Origin of the sequence: Acinetobacter gerneri DSM 14967 = CIP 107464 = MTCC 9824 (assembly GCF_000368565.1) — a bacterium.
Lineage (GTDB): Bacteria > Pseudomonadota > Gammaproteobacteria > Pseudomonadales > Moraxellaceae > Acinetobacter > Acinetobacter gerneri.
Window position 1 is genome coordinate 603,752 of record NZ_KB849543.1, and the last position, 14,882, is coordinate 618,633.

The window sequence follows — 14,882 nt, forward strand, 5'->3', positions numbered from 1 at the left end:
TATCCTATATTTATATTATGAGAATTCATTGTTCATGTTTTACTTTATGTTTATGTGAAAAATAAACAATTATTATTAATAAATATTTAACAAAATGTGAATTAATTCTAATTATTTGAAAAATAAAAGTTATTCCAAGCTTATACTTTAGAAGAACTTTATAAAACTATTTGCGTATGATCATACAGGTTGCTGACGCATAGGCATAAATTTTACCGTTTTCATCAACGATTTTGCCTTCAGAAATTCCTAGATTTTTACTGAGATTAATCACATTTCCAGTGGCTAATAGTTCAACATTTTGGGGAATAGGGCGACACATTTTAATATTGAGATCAATAGTGCCGTAACCCACACCAGCTTCAAGCATACTATGTACAGCACAGCCCGTAACCGAATCCAAAACTGTTGCGGCAAATCCACCATGCACACCACCGAGTGGATTTAAATGGCGTTCATCCGCTTTCACTTTAAAACTGATTTAACCTTCGCTCACGGAAAAAGGGCGCATCGGAATGGTATCGCTGATACTGGCTGGTGGAATTTTTCCATCGCACATGGCCTGTAAAAGTTGTAAACCTGTCAGTTGTAATGGATTCATTTTTTATTCCTATTTGATTTTTAGTTCCAAAAAAGAACTTTAATCTTAAAATATCGAATAGGAAGTCATTTTGCAAGCTAAAGAATTTGTATGAAGAATAAAATGAATTAGCGATCAATTTCGTAAATTTTATCTAAAGAATCACCGCTGGAAATGATTTGTAAATCAATTTTTTCACCTGTAGCCCAAGTGGCTTTATTTGCAATAGCATCTACATCAACGATATCCAGCTCGCGGCACAGTTTTATCGGGCTTTCAATGACGATATATTGGGGAGATTGCTGTTTTAAGCATTTGGCTATATATCTTTCAATCTGCTGTTTTTGGTACACATCAATAATTTTATAGCGCATAAATTCGTTCTTTGTCATTCATTTATAGGGTATTAAGACATCTTATATTGTGGATAAAAAACAATAAAATCATTATATGTTTCAAAATGTGCTGAAAATATTTTTTATTCATGAAATATTTTGTACTCCACTTTAAGCTTAATTTGTCATTTTAAAATAAAAAAATACTGCTACATTAACTTAAAAATAGTGACGAGGTTTTGAAAATGAAAGGACAATGTTTATGCGGGAAAACTCATTTTGAAGCTGAAATACTCAATTCAGACGTACATGTTTGTCATTGCACCATGTGTAGAATACATACTAGTGGTGTGATTATGACCTTAGATATTGTGCCGAAAAGTCTAAATTTTACTGCAAATTCAGCTTTAAAAATTTATGATTCTTCAGAATGGGGTGAACGTGGTTTTTGTTCGGAATGTGGTACATCATTGTTTTGGCGTATGAAAAATAATGAATATTGCAATGTAAATGTATTCGCATTGGATTTACCTGAAACAGATTTGCATCTAGATAGTGAAATTTATATTGATCATAAACCTGAATTTTATGCTTTTAAAAATCATACCAAGCAAATGACAGAGGCAGAAGTGCTGCAATTATTCAATGAAAATGAATAACTTTACGCGTAGGATCTATGCACAAAACGTAGTCTTTAGTCTAATTTGCATAAAATTTTTTAAAAATATTAGAACAGTTGTTAAAAATCCGTTATATCTAAGCGAGGTAGATTGAAAATGGAAGTTCAATATGTTCCTGAAAATTGCGATTGCGATGATCGCATTTGCAGCAAATTCAGTCCTATGTCGTTTGGCTCTTGCGGGTGAGCAAATTGATCCAATGAGTTTTAGCCTGATTCGGGTGTTGAGTGGGGTAGCGGTTTTATTTGTGCTCTATCTTTTATATCAAAAAAAGAATCATCTCAATCAGGATAAAATTGAATGGAGTTTTAAAAATGGTTTGTTTTTAGCGACCTATATCGTAGCTTTTTCGTTAGCCTATTTAAAAATAGACGCTGGCGTAGGTGCGCTTTTACTGTTTGGAACTGTACAGATTAGCATGATTATTTATGGGATTTTTCATGGAGAATCGATCAATCTCAAACGTGGTTTAGGTCTAGTCATTGCTTTATCTGGAATCATATTTTTACTTCTACCTGGTGCAAATACCCCAAATTTATTTTATGCAGCGATCATGGTTTTATCAGGTTTGGCATGGGCGGGTTACAGTATTTCTGGAAAAAGTATGCGTAACCCATTGTTAAGTACTTTTGCCAATTTTATTGTCGCAACTCCACTGATTTTATGTGCATTTTTATTTTTCAAACAAGATATCTTTTTATTTAAAAAAGGCGTAATTCTTGCAATCTTATCGGGTGGTTTGGCATCGAGCGGTGCTTATGTCCTTTGGTATTCGATAGTCAAGAAAATAGATCGTATTACAGCAAGTACCGTACAACTTTCTGTGCCATGTCTAGCAATTATCGGTGGCACGCTCTTTATTGGAGAGTTGTTATCCTTACGCATCATCATGTCAACGATTGCAGTTTTATTTGGAATTGTTTTAGTGATCTTTTCTACTGCGGCAGAAAAACCTGTGTTGAGTAAATGATGCTATTTTAAATGAGTTGTTTTAATGGCTTATTTTAAATCACTTTTTGAAAGCAATTATTTTTAATTCATTATTTTGAGTCATTTAAAATAGAATACGCTTCTAAAAAGAACATGATCTATGTCACTTTTAATGAATGATTCACATAAAAAAACCCGTCAAAAGTGACGGGTTTTTATGAAACTAAATACTAATTAAATTATTTAGCCGCTTTTTCAGCTTCAATTGAAGCAATCGCAGCATCAACGCCTTCGATTGAATCAGCAGCTTTTTTGATACGAGCTAATGCATCTACTAGAACTTCGTCAGCAGTTGCATAAGAAATACGCATATAACCGCCTAAACCAAATGCATCACCAGGAACAACTGCAACACCAGTTTCTTCAAGTAACCATGCTGAGAATTCTGTGCAAGATTTTAAACCTTTCGCACGAATCAATGGGCGAATGTTTGCATATGCATAGAACGCACCATCAGCAGGTAAGCAAGTGATACCGTTGATGTCATTTAAGCCATTTACCACTAAGTCATGACGACGGTGGAAAGCTTCAATCATTGGTTGAAGAACGTCTTGAGGACCATTCAACGCAGCTTCAGCAGCAACTTGTGAAATAGAAGTTGGGTTTGAAGTTGATTGAGATTGGATTTTTTTCATCGCACCGATAAGTTTTGCAGGACCCGCTGCATAGCCGATACGCCAGCCAGTCATTGCATATGCTTTTGAAACACCATTAAGAACGATTACACGGTCATAAAGATCAGGCGCTACAGTTGCGATATTATAAAATTCATCATCCCAACGGATTGGTTCATACATATCATCAGAAGCAACCATCACTTCAGGATATTTACGAAGCACTTCAGCCAAAGCTTCGAGTTCAGCTTTAGTATAGATCATACCTGTAGGGTTAGAAGGGCTGTTTAGAACAACTAAACGAGTTTTATCAGTGATCGCAGCTTCTAATTGAGCAGGAGTGATTTTGAAACGTTGTTCTTCACCACATTTTACGATAACAGGAGTACCTTCAGCGATGATCACCATATCAGGGTAACTTACCCAGTATGGAGCAGGAATAATAACTTCATCACCTTTGTTTAACAAAGCAAGAGCTAAGTTAAAGAATGATTGTTTACCACCACAAGAAACCAAGATTTGGTTTGCTTGATAGTCAAGATTATTATCACGTTTCAATTTCGCAATAATTGCTTTTTTAAGGCCTGGCGTACCATCAACAGCGGTATATTTTGTAAAACCGTTATTAATTGCAGCAATAGCAGCATCTTTGATGTGTTGTGGTGTGTCAAAATCTGGTTCGCCTGCGCCCAATCCAATGACATTTTTACCAGCAGCTTTTAATTCAGCAGCTTTGTTGGTAACAGCAAGCGTTGGAGACGGTTTGATGGCATTTACACGATCAGAGAGACGTACGTCCACGGCAGTATTCCTTCTTATAGGGATTAAAAAAATAAAAAGCACACTATAGTAGCGTATATTTAATATTATGTTTGTTTAAAATTTAATCAAATTCAATAAAAATAGCAAAAAAATATTTTTTATAGAAAATCTAAGTCATGAATTTTATAGCATAAGTTTGAAAAACCATGATATAGCTAAAATTTGTCTGATAAATTGTAAAATAACTTGTCCTAATTATTTAATTGTAGATATAGATCAGAGGGCTTTTGATATTTTTGTTTAAAATCACTTTTTTGATTTTAAAACGTTTATTTTAAATATCCATTTTTGAAATATTTTATTATCCTAAGACGCTTTTTCAAATAAAAAATGCAAGGAATGATGAACTTTCTCGCATCAAACGGCAAAAAACTTTAGAATAGGCGCAAAGTTGTAAGAGTAAAGAAAATGAGTAAGCAACAGCCTACTTCTAAAAAGCCATTGGTGAAACTTCCTTTCCCAGTGCCGGCATCTGAACACGAGCAAGATGAAGTTGCTCATAATCAGGTTCGTCCGAAGCCAGAAAATTATGCAGATAAAACTTGGCCACCTCCACGTGGTACCCGTCGCTCTATGGGTAAAAGATAAAAAAACAGGCTTTATGCCTGTTTTTTTTATTTGATTTTTTATATGAATTAGATGGGATCTAAATAATATTTTTTCTTTCGATCATACATGAGTTTATCAGCGCGTTTGAGCATATCATCTACAGATTCATCCTCTCGTATCGTCGCAAAACCCATCGCTATACTGATCGGTTGGCTTGCATAGTATTGATTATCAATACTAAATAACTCCTCGATTGTACTGAGCATATTTTTCACTTGATGCTCATCAGCACCCGACATGAGGATGACAAATTCATCACCACCGATTCTGGAAGCTGTAAAACTTGTGTGATTAATTGCACGACTCAGAATGTTTCCTACACGGCGTAATAGTCCATCACCAATATCATGTCCCATCGTATCATTGACTTCTTTTAAGCCATTCATATCTAAAAATATACATGAAATAGGTCGCAATATATTGCGTTCTAGTCGATTAATTTCTTCAGTATAAAATGAACGATTAAATAACTTAGTTAAGACATCATGTTTACCTAAATATTCAAGATAACTTTCTGCTTTTTTTCGGGCGGTAATATCGGTTAGTGCGACTTGAACCAATCCCCAATCATCTTCATATCCAGGAAAAACTGTGAATTGGAGTAACACATTACGGATTGAACCATCTAGAGCATAGTTAATGGCTTCACGTTGATGATGGATTTTACCATTCCATAATTCAATTAATTGTTCACGAAAAGTTTGATGCATTTCTTGGGCAAAAACTTTGTTTAAATTTTTAAATAAAGTGTCTTTATCTGGTGCTTTTAGTAGATCGAGCGTTGCTTGATTGACATCTAATAGTAAAATTTCGTCAACACATTGGTGAACAAAATCGGCATGTACATCCAAAAAAGTCCGAAAATCTTCAATACCCATCTGACGAAGTTGATCTAAACGTATTTTAACTCGGCTGAAGTCTTCAACCCAAAGCGAAGTAGGGGAATAGATAAATCGAGCTTCAGCCAATAAACGATTTTTTTCTTCTAAGCGACAGGCATTTTGATAATCGCTAATGTCTTCCGTGGTCAGTAAAAGCTTTTCCCAACTTTGTTCATATCCCGGTAAAACAACGCCTCGCAATTTAATATCAAGTTTTTTACCTGACAAAGTATAGTTGACGGTTGTACTTGAAAATTCAGTTTTTCCTTCCCACAAAGAAATCAGTTCATGAATATGTGTTTTAAACATTTCATTACGGAAAATTGCAGTAAGATTATCGCAAAGATGCTGCTGATTATTGGCTTCAAAAAGTTGTAAGGTTTTTTGATTGACTTTAATAATTTTTAATTTGTGCGCACATTGGGTGATACGAGAAGGATCTTGTTTTAAGTATTCTGCTAAATCAGAAACACCTTCAGTTCTCCAGAGATCAAATTGTTTTTTGACTTCACTATAATCTTCTAGCCACATTGGGATTGGTGACAAATCAAAAATCGATGAATCAAAAAACTGCATTTTAAATTCCATTTTATTACTGGATTGTTTACGCAGAATATAACACTTCAAATGTGATAAAAAAATACATTTCATATATTAATGCGATATAAATCACAGTATTAGTTATAAAATCTAATCAGCATTTTTTATTGTTAAGTTTTAATAAATTAATTGATTGATTATTGCATAGAAAAAGTAATAAATTTGTTGTTATATGGCTCATATCATTTTGATATTGTGATTATTTTTAATTATGAAACTCAAGAACGATGGGTATTTCACTGTTCTTGAGTTTTGATCAATTATCTCTTAGATTTATTTGCTGCTTTGGGCGGTAAAATTTCTTTTTTAGCTTGCCATATATCAATAAAATCTTGCTCATTTAATTGGTAAAGTTCAAGAAGTGCTAAAACAATTCCACCAAATATCATTTCATATTCATTTGAAATTTCAAATTTAGTAATTTTGGTTTTAAGGGTATGCAAAATATCCTGTATTTCAAATTCACGATCACGGCCATTACTATCCGTTGGATACATTGGGGTATTTAATAAAATAGTGACTAAACTTTTTTCAGCATCGCTGAGATCGAGTGTTTGAATGGTTTGAGTCGTATCGTTTTGTGATAAGAAATCCTCATTGAGGAAAGTATGCAAAAAATGTTGATTAAGTTTAGGCAAAGTACTTTCTACAAAAGGTCTAAACGACGCAGGGAAAATGACATTATGCGAAATCCCTTTAAACATTGGCGCAATTTCTTCGATTTTATAGCCTGCAACACCACAGCCGACTGAGGTTAGAAAATATTTAGTTTTCAAATGATTTTTCGTATAAATTTTAAAATCGTCGATATAGTGCTCGATTTGCGATAGTGGCATCTGTTGCAAATGTTCATTCATGGTCGGAATGGCAAAACTTTGACCCGCCCAACCCCGTCCGACACCTTTGATTGCGCCAAAATGGTTTAAGGCTATTTTAGCAGCACCGCCAGCATGCGTTCCTGCCAAGTTGCTACCAAAGACAAAAATGGTATCTTCAGGTAAATTTTTGATAATACTTTCATCGTGATAGTGGTAGTTCATGGCAAAACTTTTTTCTCAGAATTGAGTATTTATGTTGCAGGGGAAATGCAGCTTGGTCAAGGGGAAACTTGAATATAATTCTTTTAACCCAATCTAGTTTTTAAAAGTATTTTGTCGATTTTTCAACTACAGAACTAATCGAAACATACTGCTACAATGGCATCATAATTTAATTTAGAGAATATCGTGAGCGAACATTTACCATTTGAACTTGTAACCGACTACCAACCTGCAGGTGACCAGCCTCAAGCGATTGAAAAACTGGTTCAAGGTGTCAAAAAAGGTTATCACGATCAACTTTTGCTAGGGGTTACAGGGTCTGGTAAGACTTACACGATGGCAAATGTCATCTCTCAATTACAACGCCCGACGATTGTGATGGCGCACAATAAAACCCTAGCGGCTCAGCTTTATGGAGAATTTAAATCATTTTTTCCAAATAATGCGGTTGAGTATTTTGTTAGTTATTATGACTATTACCAGCCGGAAGCCTATGTGCCATCTTCTGATACTTTTATCGAGAAAGATGCAGCAATTAATGATCATATCGATCAAATGAGACTCTCTGCCACACGTTCTTTATTGGAACGACGTGATGCGATTATCGTTGCTTCTGTATCAGCGATTTATGGCTTGGGCGACCCAAATGCCTATATGAGCATGCTTTTACATATTGTAGAAGGCGATCGAATCAACCGTGATGACATTATTCGACGTTTGGTCGAGATGCAATATACCCGTAACGAGCTTGAATTTTTACGTGGTACTTACCGTATTCGTGGGGAAATTATCGATATATTTCCTGCCGAATCGGATCAACATGCGATTCGTATCGAGCTGTTTGATGATGAAGTAGATTCAATTCGGTGGTTTGATCCTTTAACTGGAAAATTGACGCGTAAAGTGCCTCGTGTCACCATTTATCCAAAAAGCCATTATGTTACGCCTAAAGACAATTTAGAACGTGCCATCGGTACGATTAAAGAAGAACTCAAAGATCGTTTAGTCTTTTTTAAAGAAAACGACAAACTCATCGAATTGCAAAGAATTGAGCAACGTACGCGATATGATTTAGAAATGATGCAACAGTTGGGTTATACCAACGGTATTGAAAACTATTCACGACATTTGTCTGGTCGTCCTGCTGGTGAAGCACCGCCGACATTATTTGACTATGTACCAGATGATGCTTTGCTGATTATTGATGAATCTCATGTGACTGTTCCACAAATTGGCGCAATGTATAAAGGTGACCGTTCACGTAAAGAAAACTTGGTGAATTATGGTTTTCGCTTACCGAGTGCACTAGACAATCGACCGATGAAATTTGAAGAATGGGTGCGTATTATCCCTTCTACGATTTATGTAAGTGCAACTCCTGCGCTCTACGAATTAGATAAAGCAGAGCAGGTCGTAGAACAAGTGGTTCGTCCAACAGGTTTGGTTGATCCCGAAATTGAAATACGTCCTGTCTTGACTCAAGTCGATGATGTCCTATCAGAAATTAATATCCGTAAAGATTTGGATGAGCGAGTTTTAGTCACGACTTTGACCAAGCGAATGGCAGAAGATCTCACCTCATATCTTAAAGAGTATGGTGTAAAAGTAGCGTATTTACATTCGGATATTGATACGGTTGAACGGGTCAAAATTATTCATGAACTGCGAACTGGTATTTATGATGTACTGGTTGGGATCAACTTGCTGCGTGAAGGTTTGGATATGCCAGAAGTGTCTTTGGTTGCAATCCTAGATGCTGACAAAGAAGGTTTCTTACGTTCGGAACGCTCACTGATTCAAACCATTGGGCGTGCTGCGCGTAATGTGAAAGGTAAAGCAATTTTATATGCCGATCGCATTACAGATTCGATGCGTAAAGCGATAGATGAGACAGACCGTCGTCGTGCAAAACAACAGGAATTTAATGAGCTACACGGCATTATTCCGCGTAGTACGATTCGCTCAAAAAATAAGGAAATTGATACTGGCGAAGTGTTGAGTGATGATCAAATTGAAGTGATGATTGATGATCAAGCTAATGCGCTGACGGCTGATGAAATGCATATTATTTCTGATCCTAAGTTATTTAGTAAACATATCAATAAGTTGGAAAAAGATATGTTGAAGGCATCTAAAGAGTTGCAATTTGAACAAGCTGCCAAAATTCGAGATGAAATTGTGCGATTAAAAGCGAAAATGTTGCAGTAGTACAAATTTGCCAGATAGATCAGAATGTGGCTTTATGTGAGTTGTTGCATAAAGCTACATATTGATTTTAATCAATTTAATGTCATCGTTTCGTCTTTAAAATGTCAGCACAATAGAGAATAAAAAGCAAACAATTTGGTCGAAGTATTCTAGTTTAAAAAAATTATGTTATTTTGTAGTAGAAATAGCTTGTGATATAGATTTATTTCACAAAATGCTCTTAGATATAGAATGATTTATTGGCTAATCTAATTGTGGTACTTATTAAAGTAGATAGACTGTTCAGCTATAGATTGAATATCGTTAAATACTTAATGTTCAGAAGTATAAGTGATGTGTAACACATCTATAATTAGAATAATGAGGCGATCGATATGTTGAAGCTTTTTAAGCCGAGGCTAAATTTTACATTTACACTAATTTCGAGTGCATTTTTATGTGCATTTTCTAGTAATATTTTTGCAGATTCTACATCCAATAAAAGCACAAAAGAAGTTACGGTTAGTCCTGATCATATAGAAATAGATAAATATCTCGGTGTTTGGTACGAAATAGCGCGAAAACCCAATAGTTTTCAAAAGAAATGCAAAAAAAATGTCATGACGATTTATACCTACAATGAAAATGGTAATCTAGGCATAGATAATCGTTGTATCAATCGTACAGGTGATGTTCAAAAAATTGCTGCTGAAGCTTTTATTGAAAATTCACCATTTAATAGCAAATTTAAAATCAGTTTCTTGCCAGAATCTATTCGATGGATACCCGTGGTACGTGAAAATTATTGGATTTTAAAGGTGGATGCAAATTATCAAATGGCGTTGGTTGGTGAGCCAGATCGACATAATCTGTGGTTGTTGTCTAGAAATCCACATCCAGATCAGGCTGTGGTAAGCGAGTTTTTGGAGTATGCCAAAGCCGAAGGATACAATTTAAAAGATTTGATTATGACGGTTCAAACGGAACAGCCGAAATCTTAAAAAATAATTAGTTTAAACGTAGGAAATTATCCTGCTAAATATTTTACTTTTCAATCTATTTTGGCAAAAAGCTGTTTATAATGAGCCTCAAGATCGATTTAAGAGGTGATGGATGTTTAAAGGCGTTTTCCTGTCTGTTTTGGCATCGGTCACATTTGGTGTTCTTTATTTTTATACCAAACTTTTAGGTGATTTTGATAGTGAGCAAACCTTTGGTTGGCGTATCATTTCTACCTTACCTTTTTTGACACTTTTCATGCTTTATAGTGGTGATTTTGCCCACGTCAAAACGATTTATCAGCGTATTTTAAAAAATCCAATGCTTATATTGATGTTGATCGTGACATCAGCTTTGACTTGTGTGCAACTGTGGCTGTTTTTATGGGGGCCGATGAATGGTCGAGGGCTACAAGTTTCACTTGGTTATTTCTTGTTGCCGTTGGTCTTGGTGCTGGCTGGAAGTTTAATTTATAAAGAAAAATTATCTAAATTTCAGTTGATTGCTGTAATTTTTGCTGTCATAGGTGTTGGGCACGAATTATGGCGATTAGGCAGTATCGCATGGGAAACCATGTTGGTTGCGATTGGTTATGCGCTGTATTTTCTGATTCGTAAAAAAATCAATACTGATAACCTTGGCGGTTTTTGGTGGGATATCGTGATCTGTATGCCCGTTGCGATTTATTTAACACATACAGGGCTTGCACCTTATACAAAATTTGCTGATCAGCCTAGTTTAGTTTTAGTGATTATGGGGCTAGGTGTTTTGAGTGCGATTGGGCTCGGTAGCTATATTTTGGCAAGTCGTTTTTTACCGATGATTTTATTTGGTTTATTGAGTTATCTTGAGCCAGTTTTGTTGGCACTTGCTTCATTGGCTTTGGGTGAAAGTATCAAATCTGAGGAATGGTTGACCTATATTCCGATCTGGTGTGCGGTGGCTATTTTGGCGCTCGAAGGGGCAGTGCACTTGATACAGCAACGAAATCGTCAGCGTAATTTAAACCGAAATATTGAAAAGCTTGAACAGCGTTTGGATGAAAAATAAACTATTTAATGTTTGAAAATCATCATTATTTTAAAGCAAAGGTTTTATCGATGATTTTTGGGCGATATTTTTGACGATGTTTAGGCTGCTTTTGGCCGACTTTGCACTATCTTGGCTGTTTATTTTTACTATTTTGTAATTTTATAGTGAATATATAAGAAAATTTGCACTCCTATATCAGCTTTTGATTCAATCTTGATGATAATTCCATTACAATTATGGGGTTTTAAAATTTCATGCCTAGATATACATAAAATAGAGGACGTATCTGTGAGCAAAGACACTATCATCGCCCTACACTCAGAGCATCAAGGTCGTTGGAAAAACCGCGAAGAAATCGCGGAACGTATGATTGCTCTCATTGGTCAATTGTACCGTGAAAAAAATATTGTGACTTCAGTTTATGGACGTTCTTTAGTTAACCGTTCTGTAATTCAAATTTTGAAAGCACATCGCCGTACACGTATGATGGATGTTGAGCTTTCTGTAGTTCACACATTTCCAATTTTAGAAGCCTTAGCGAAACAAGCGCACATTGGTTCTGCAGAAGTTGATTTAGGTAAACTTGCTGTTGAATACAAAGAAAAAGGTGGTGATGTAGACGCATTTGTTGCAGATGCTGTTAAATCATTGAACGGTCGTGCAGAAGTTGCTGAACCTAAAGATGTTGTTCTTTATGGTTTCGGTCGTATCGGTCGTATCTTAGCGCGTCTTATTATCAGCCAATCTGGTCTTGGTCGCGGTTTAAGCCTTAAAGCAATCGTTGTTCGTAAATCATCTGATGGTGATCTTGCGAAACGTGCTTCTTTACTTCGTCGTGACTCAATTCACGGTTCATTTGCAGGTACGATTTCTGTAGATGAAGAAAATGAAGCAATCATTGCAAATGGTAACTTTATCAAAGTGATTTATGCTTCAAGCCCTGCTGAAGTAGATTATACAGATTACGGTATTGATAACGCTCTTGTGATCGACAACACTGGTAAATGGCGTGATGTTGATGGTTTAACTCAACACCTTCAATGCCCAGGCGTTGCTCGTGTTGTGTTAACTGCACCTGGTAAAGGTGACATGAAGAACGTTGTATTTGGTGTAAACCAAGCTGATATCTTAGATGAAGACAAAATCATCTCTGCTGCAAGCTGTACAACTAATGCAATCACTCCTGTATTGAAAGTATTAGACGACAAATACAAAGTGATCAATGGTCATGTTGAAACTGTTCACTCATTTACAAATGACCAAAACTTAATTGATAACTATCACAAAGCTGACCGTCGTGGTCGTGCTGCGACTTTGAACATGGTGATTACTGAAACTGGTGCGGCTAAAGCCGTTGCTAAAGCATTGCCTCAGTTACAAGGTAAATTGACTGGTAACTCAGTACGTGTACCTACACCAAACGTTTCATTGGCAATCTTGAACTTGACACTTGATAAAGAAGTTGATCGTGAAGAAGTGAACGAATATATTCGTCAAATCTCAATCAACTCAAACCTTCAAGGTCAAATCGGTTATACAAACTCAACTGAAGTTGTATCAAGTGACTTTATCGGTTCACGTACAGCAGGTGTTTTTGATGCGCAAGCAACAATCACTTCTGGCAACCGTTTAACAGCTTATGTTTGGTATGACAATGAAGTAGGTTATAGCTGCCAAGTATTGCGTATCGCTGAACAAATGTGTGGCGTGAGCTATCCAAAAGTTCCTGCAGAAACAAATGCATAATTTGTAAATGCACAAAAAACCCGACTTAATGTCGGGTTTTTTATTGTCGTTATTCAATTGCAAGAACAGTATCGTTATTGTGATTTATATAAAAATAAATATATTTCAATGCTTTACTGATTTTTGGTGATGCAATCCAATTGAAATAAGCAGCTTAAAGTTAATGTTTTTCATCATGAGCATTAAAAATAGCACTACATTATTTATGCTATTTGATTGATTTTTATACATGAAAATGTCTTATTAATACAAAAAAAAGTAAACTTGATCACAATATTGGATACACTAAACCTAAGGAAAAATAAAACTGACTAAAAGGATAGGATTTTGCATCTAAGGAAATGGATAGGTGTACTCATTTTTATATTGGCTGCTGCAATTTGTGGTGTTGTCTTAGCTATTTGGGTATTCAAACACTTTAATATATATATCCCACTTGAAAATCAATCGGTTAACATTGATTTAAAAGAGCCTTTGCAAGCAAAAGTTCAAATTCATGATGCACTTGATGTCGATGTGGTGGGTAATGTCAATGCGACAATTCCGATTCATGAAAAACTGAGTATCCCGATTGCGCAAACACTCAATCCTCGAGTCTATTTTGATAATGAGGTACCGATTTCGACCACGATTCCAGTAAATGAGGTGTTACATGTCAATCAAGACATGCCAATTGATACTCAAGTTCAAGTGAAAGTTCTCGGTAAAAATATCACTTTGCCACTCAAAGGAACGATTCCAATTAAGATGGATGTCCCTGTCAATTTACAAGTACCACTTAATCAATCTGTACATTTAAAATTTGATGCACCTGTCAAAACTATATTAAAAGAAAATTTAAATATTCCGCTAGACGCTACATTGAAAACCAATATTCCTGTGAAAGGTCATTTAAATGTTCCAGTAAAAACGGCATTGGATGCGAGTGTGGATGTGACCAATACTTTGCCAGTTAAAATCAGTCAAGGACAACTCAAGATACCACTTAATAGCCTAAGTTTGTCTAAAAACGATTCGATGCAAAAGGCGAATGAACATTCTGATTCTAAAAGTAGTACAGCAAAATAGGAGAGGGAAATGTGGATTTTTACTTCATTTCGAAATGCCCTGATTTGCTTTCTTTTGATCGTCATTTTAGTTGCAGTTTTGTTTTGGCTTTATTTGAATGTTCAAGCTTCGATGCAAGTTTCTGCACAAAATGCCAATATCGAACTTGCTCATTCGTTGCCGACTGAAATTGAAGTAGGCAATTATTTACAGACGCATGCACAAGGTGCACTCGACACTAAAATTAATATTGATCGACATCTGGATTTACCTTTGAGAGGAAAATATTTAGCTGATTTGAGTTTTGAGGTGACGACACCGATTACGGTAAATATCAACTATAGTACCAATATTGATATTTCGACTACGATGCCTTTGGACACGACGACAGACTTGGTTTACCAAAACAAGTTATTACCAGAATTTCCATTGCATATTGATGTGCCGATTAAGCTAAGCGTACCATTTAAAATTAATCGTGATTATCATGTGCCGATTAAAATCAAATTTGCAGGTCCTGTGTATTTTCAATTTGATGAGCTGGCAAAACTGCATGTTCAACATGAGTTTAGTCCAGTATTGAATATGAACGATAATATGACCATGCGTAAAATCGCAAAGTTTAAAGCAACGATGACCAATACTGAACGTAATACCATTGCTGATTTAAATATGAATATTGATTTACCTGTCAAAAATATTCATCAGTGATGTTTATTG

General features: G+C 35.5%; 13 protein-coding genes and 1 pseudogene. 9 read left to right on the plus strand and 5 right to left on the minus strand.

Annotation, left to right across the window (positions count from 1 at the left end):
- Window positions 1–166: 166 nt before the first annotated feature.
- A pseudogene (locus tag F960_RS11105) lies at window positions 167–601 on the minus strand (PaaI family thioesterase).
- Between the two features lie 107 nt (window positions 602–708).
- Window positions 709–954: a hypothetical protein gene (locus F960_RS11110; protein ID WP_004864141.1), complete on the minus strand. Its 246-nt coding sequence runs from the start codon at window positions 952–954 to the stop codon at window positions 709–711.
- Window positions 955–1,160: 206 nt separating this feature from the next.
- Here F960_RS11110 and F960_RS11115 point away from each other — a divergent pair, with 206 nt between their 5' ends.
- Together F960_RS11115 and F960_RS11120 are read left to right on the plus strand one after the other, a co-directional pair.
- Complete coding sequence (locus tag F960_RS11115) at window positions 1,161–1,574, plus strand: GFA family protein (RefSeq protein WP_004864144.1); 414 nt, start codon at window positions 1,161–1,163, stop codon at window positions 1,572–1,574.
- Window positions 1,575–1,704: 130 nt separating this feature from the next.
- The gene (locus tag F960_RS11120; protein ID WP_004864147.1) at window positions 1,705–2,565 is read left to right on the plus strand and encodes a DMT family transporter; all 861 of its coding nucleotides are present in this window, start codon (window positions 1,705–1,707) and stop codon (window positions 2,563–2,565) included.
- A gap of 199 nt (window positions 2,566–2,764) precedes the next feature.
- Here the strand turns inward: F960_RS11120 and F960_RS11125 are convergent, their stop codons facing one another.
- A complete protein-coding gene (locus tag F960_RS11125) occupies window positions 2,765–4,000 on the minus strand; it encodes a pyridoxal phosphate-dependent aminotransferase (RefSeq protein WP_004864150.1) in 1,236 nt (411 codons plus the stop codon).
- A 429-nt stretch (window positions 4,001–4,429) separates the two neighbouring features.
- Here F960_RS11125 and F960_RS11130 point away from each other — a divergent pair, with 429 nt between their 5' ends.
- Entirely contained in the window at window positions 4,430–4,609 is a 180-nt protein-coding gene (locus tag F960_RS11130; protein WP_004864153.1) for a hypothetical protein, read from the plus strand.
- 47 nt (window positions 4,610–4,656) lie between these two features.
- On the opposite strand, the gene F960_RS11135 is transcribed toward F960_RS11130, so the two are convergent.
- Window positions 4,657–6,087 carry a sensor domain-containing diguanylate cyclase gene (locus F960_RS11135; RefSeq protein ID WP_004864156.1) on the minus strand — a complete coding sequence of 477 codons (1,431 nt, stop codon included), beginning with the start codon at window positions 6,085–6,087 and terminating at the stop codon, window positions 4,657–4,659.
- Between the two features lie 284 nt (window positions 6,088–6,371).
- Window positions 6,372–7,151 (minus strand): A1S_2505 family phage non-structural protein, encoded by a 780-nt coding sequence (locus F960_RS11140; protein WP_004864160.1) that lies wholly within the window; start codon window positions 7,149–7,151, stop codon window positions 6,372–6,374.
- Between the two features lie 186 nt (window positions 7,152–7,337).
- Here F960_RS11140 and uvrB point away from each other — a divergent pair, with 186 nt between their 5' ends.
- The 6 genes from uvrB (at window position 7,338) to F960_RS11170 (ending at window position 14,873) form a co-directional block, all read left to right on the plus strand.
- Entirely contained in the window at window positions 7,338–9,359 is a 2,022-nt protein-coding gene (gene uvrB, locus F960_RS11145; protein WP_004864161.1) for an excinuclease ABC subunit UvrB, read from the plus strand.
- Between the two features lie 374 nt (window positions 9,360–9,733).
- Window positions 9,734–10,339 carry a lipocalin family protein gene (locus F960_RS11150; protein WP_004864164.1) on the plus strand — a complete coding sequence of 202 codons (606 nt, stop codon included), beginning with the start codon at window positions 9,734–9,736 and terminating at the stop codon, window positions 10,337–10,339.
- A gap of 112 nt (window positions 10,340–10,451) precedes the next feature.
- Window positions 10,452–11,387, plus strand: coding sequence for an EamA family transporter RarD (gene rarD / locus F960_RS11155; protein ID WP_004864167.1), 936 nt, complete (start codon window positions 10,452–10,454; stop codon window positions 11,385–11,387).
- A gap of 270 nt (window positions 11,388–11,657) precedes the next feature.
- Window positions 11,658–13,115: a glyceraldehyde-3-phosphate dehydrogenase gene (locus F960_RS11160; RefSeq protein WP_004864170.1), complete on the plus strand. Its 1,458-nt coding sequence runs from the start codon at window positions 11,658–11,660 to the stop codon at window positions 13,113–13,115.
- Between the two features lie 327 nt (window positions 13,116–13,442).
- A complete protein-coding gene (locus tag F960_RS11165) occupies window positions 13,443–14,183 on the plus strand; it encodes a hypothetical protein (protein ID WP_004864173.1) in 741 nt (246 codons plus the stop codon).
- A gap of 9 nt (window positions 14,184–14,192) precedes the next feature.
- Window positions 14,193–14,873 carry a hypothetical protein gene (locus tag F960_RS11170; RefSeq protein WP_004864177.1) on the plus strand — a complete coding sequence of 227 codons (681 nt, stop codon included), beginning with the start codon at window positions 14,193–14,195 and terminating at the stop codon, window positions 14,871–14,873.
- The last annotated feature ends 9 nt before the right edge of the window (window positions 14,874–14,882 follow it).

Coding starts and splice junctions, on each gene's coding strand:
- F960_RS11115 (WP_004864144.1), top strand. CDS start 1,161: ATGAAAGGACAATGTTTATGCGGGAAAACTCATTTTGAAGCTGAAATA.
- F960_RS11170 (WP_004864177.1), top strand. CDS start 14,193: ATGTGGATTTTTACTTCATTTCGAAATGCCCTGATTTGCTTTCTTTTG.
- F960_RS11110 (WP_004864141.1), bottom strand. CDS start 954: ATGCGCTATAAAATTATTGATGTGTACCAAAAACAGCAGATTGAAAGA.
- rarD (WP_004864167.1), top strand. CDS start 10,452: ATGTTTAAAGGCGTTTTCCTGTCTGTTTTGGCATCGGTCACATTTGGT.
- F960_RS11120 (WP_004864147.1), top strand. CDS start 1,705: ATGTTCCTGAAAATTGCGATTGCGATGATCGCATTTGCAGCAAATTCA.
- F960_RS11150 (WP_004864164.1), top strand. CDS start 9,734: ATGTTGAAGCTTTTTAAGCCGAGGCTAAATTTTACATTTACACTAATT.
- F960_RS11140 (WP_004864160.1), bottom strand. CDS start 7,151: ATGAACTACCACTATCACGATGAAAGTATTATCAAAAATTTACCTGAA.
- F960_RS11130 (WP_004864153.1), top strand. CDS start 4,430: ATGAGTAAGCAACAGCCTACTTCTAAAAAGCCATTGGTGAAACTTCCT.
- F960_RS11135 (WP_004864156.1), bottom strand. CDS start 6,087: ATGCAGTTTTTTGATTCATCGATTTTTGATTTGTCACCAATCCCAATG.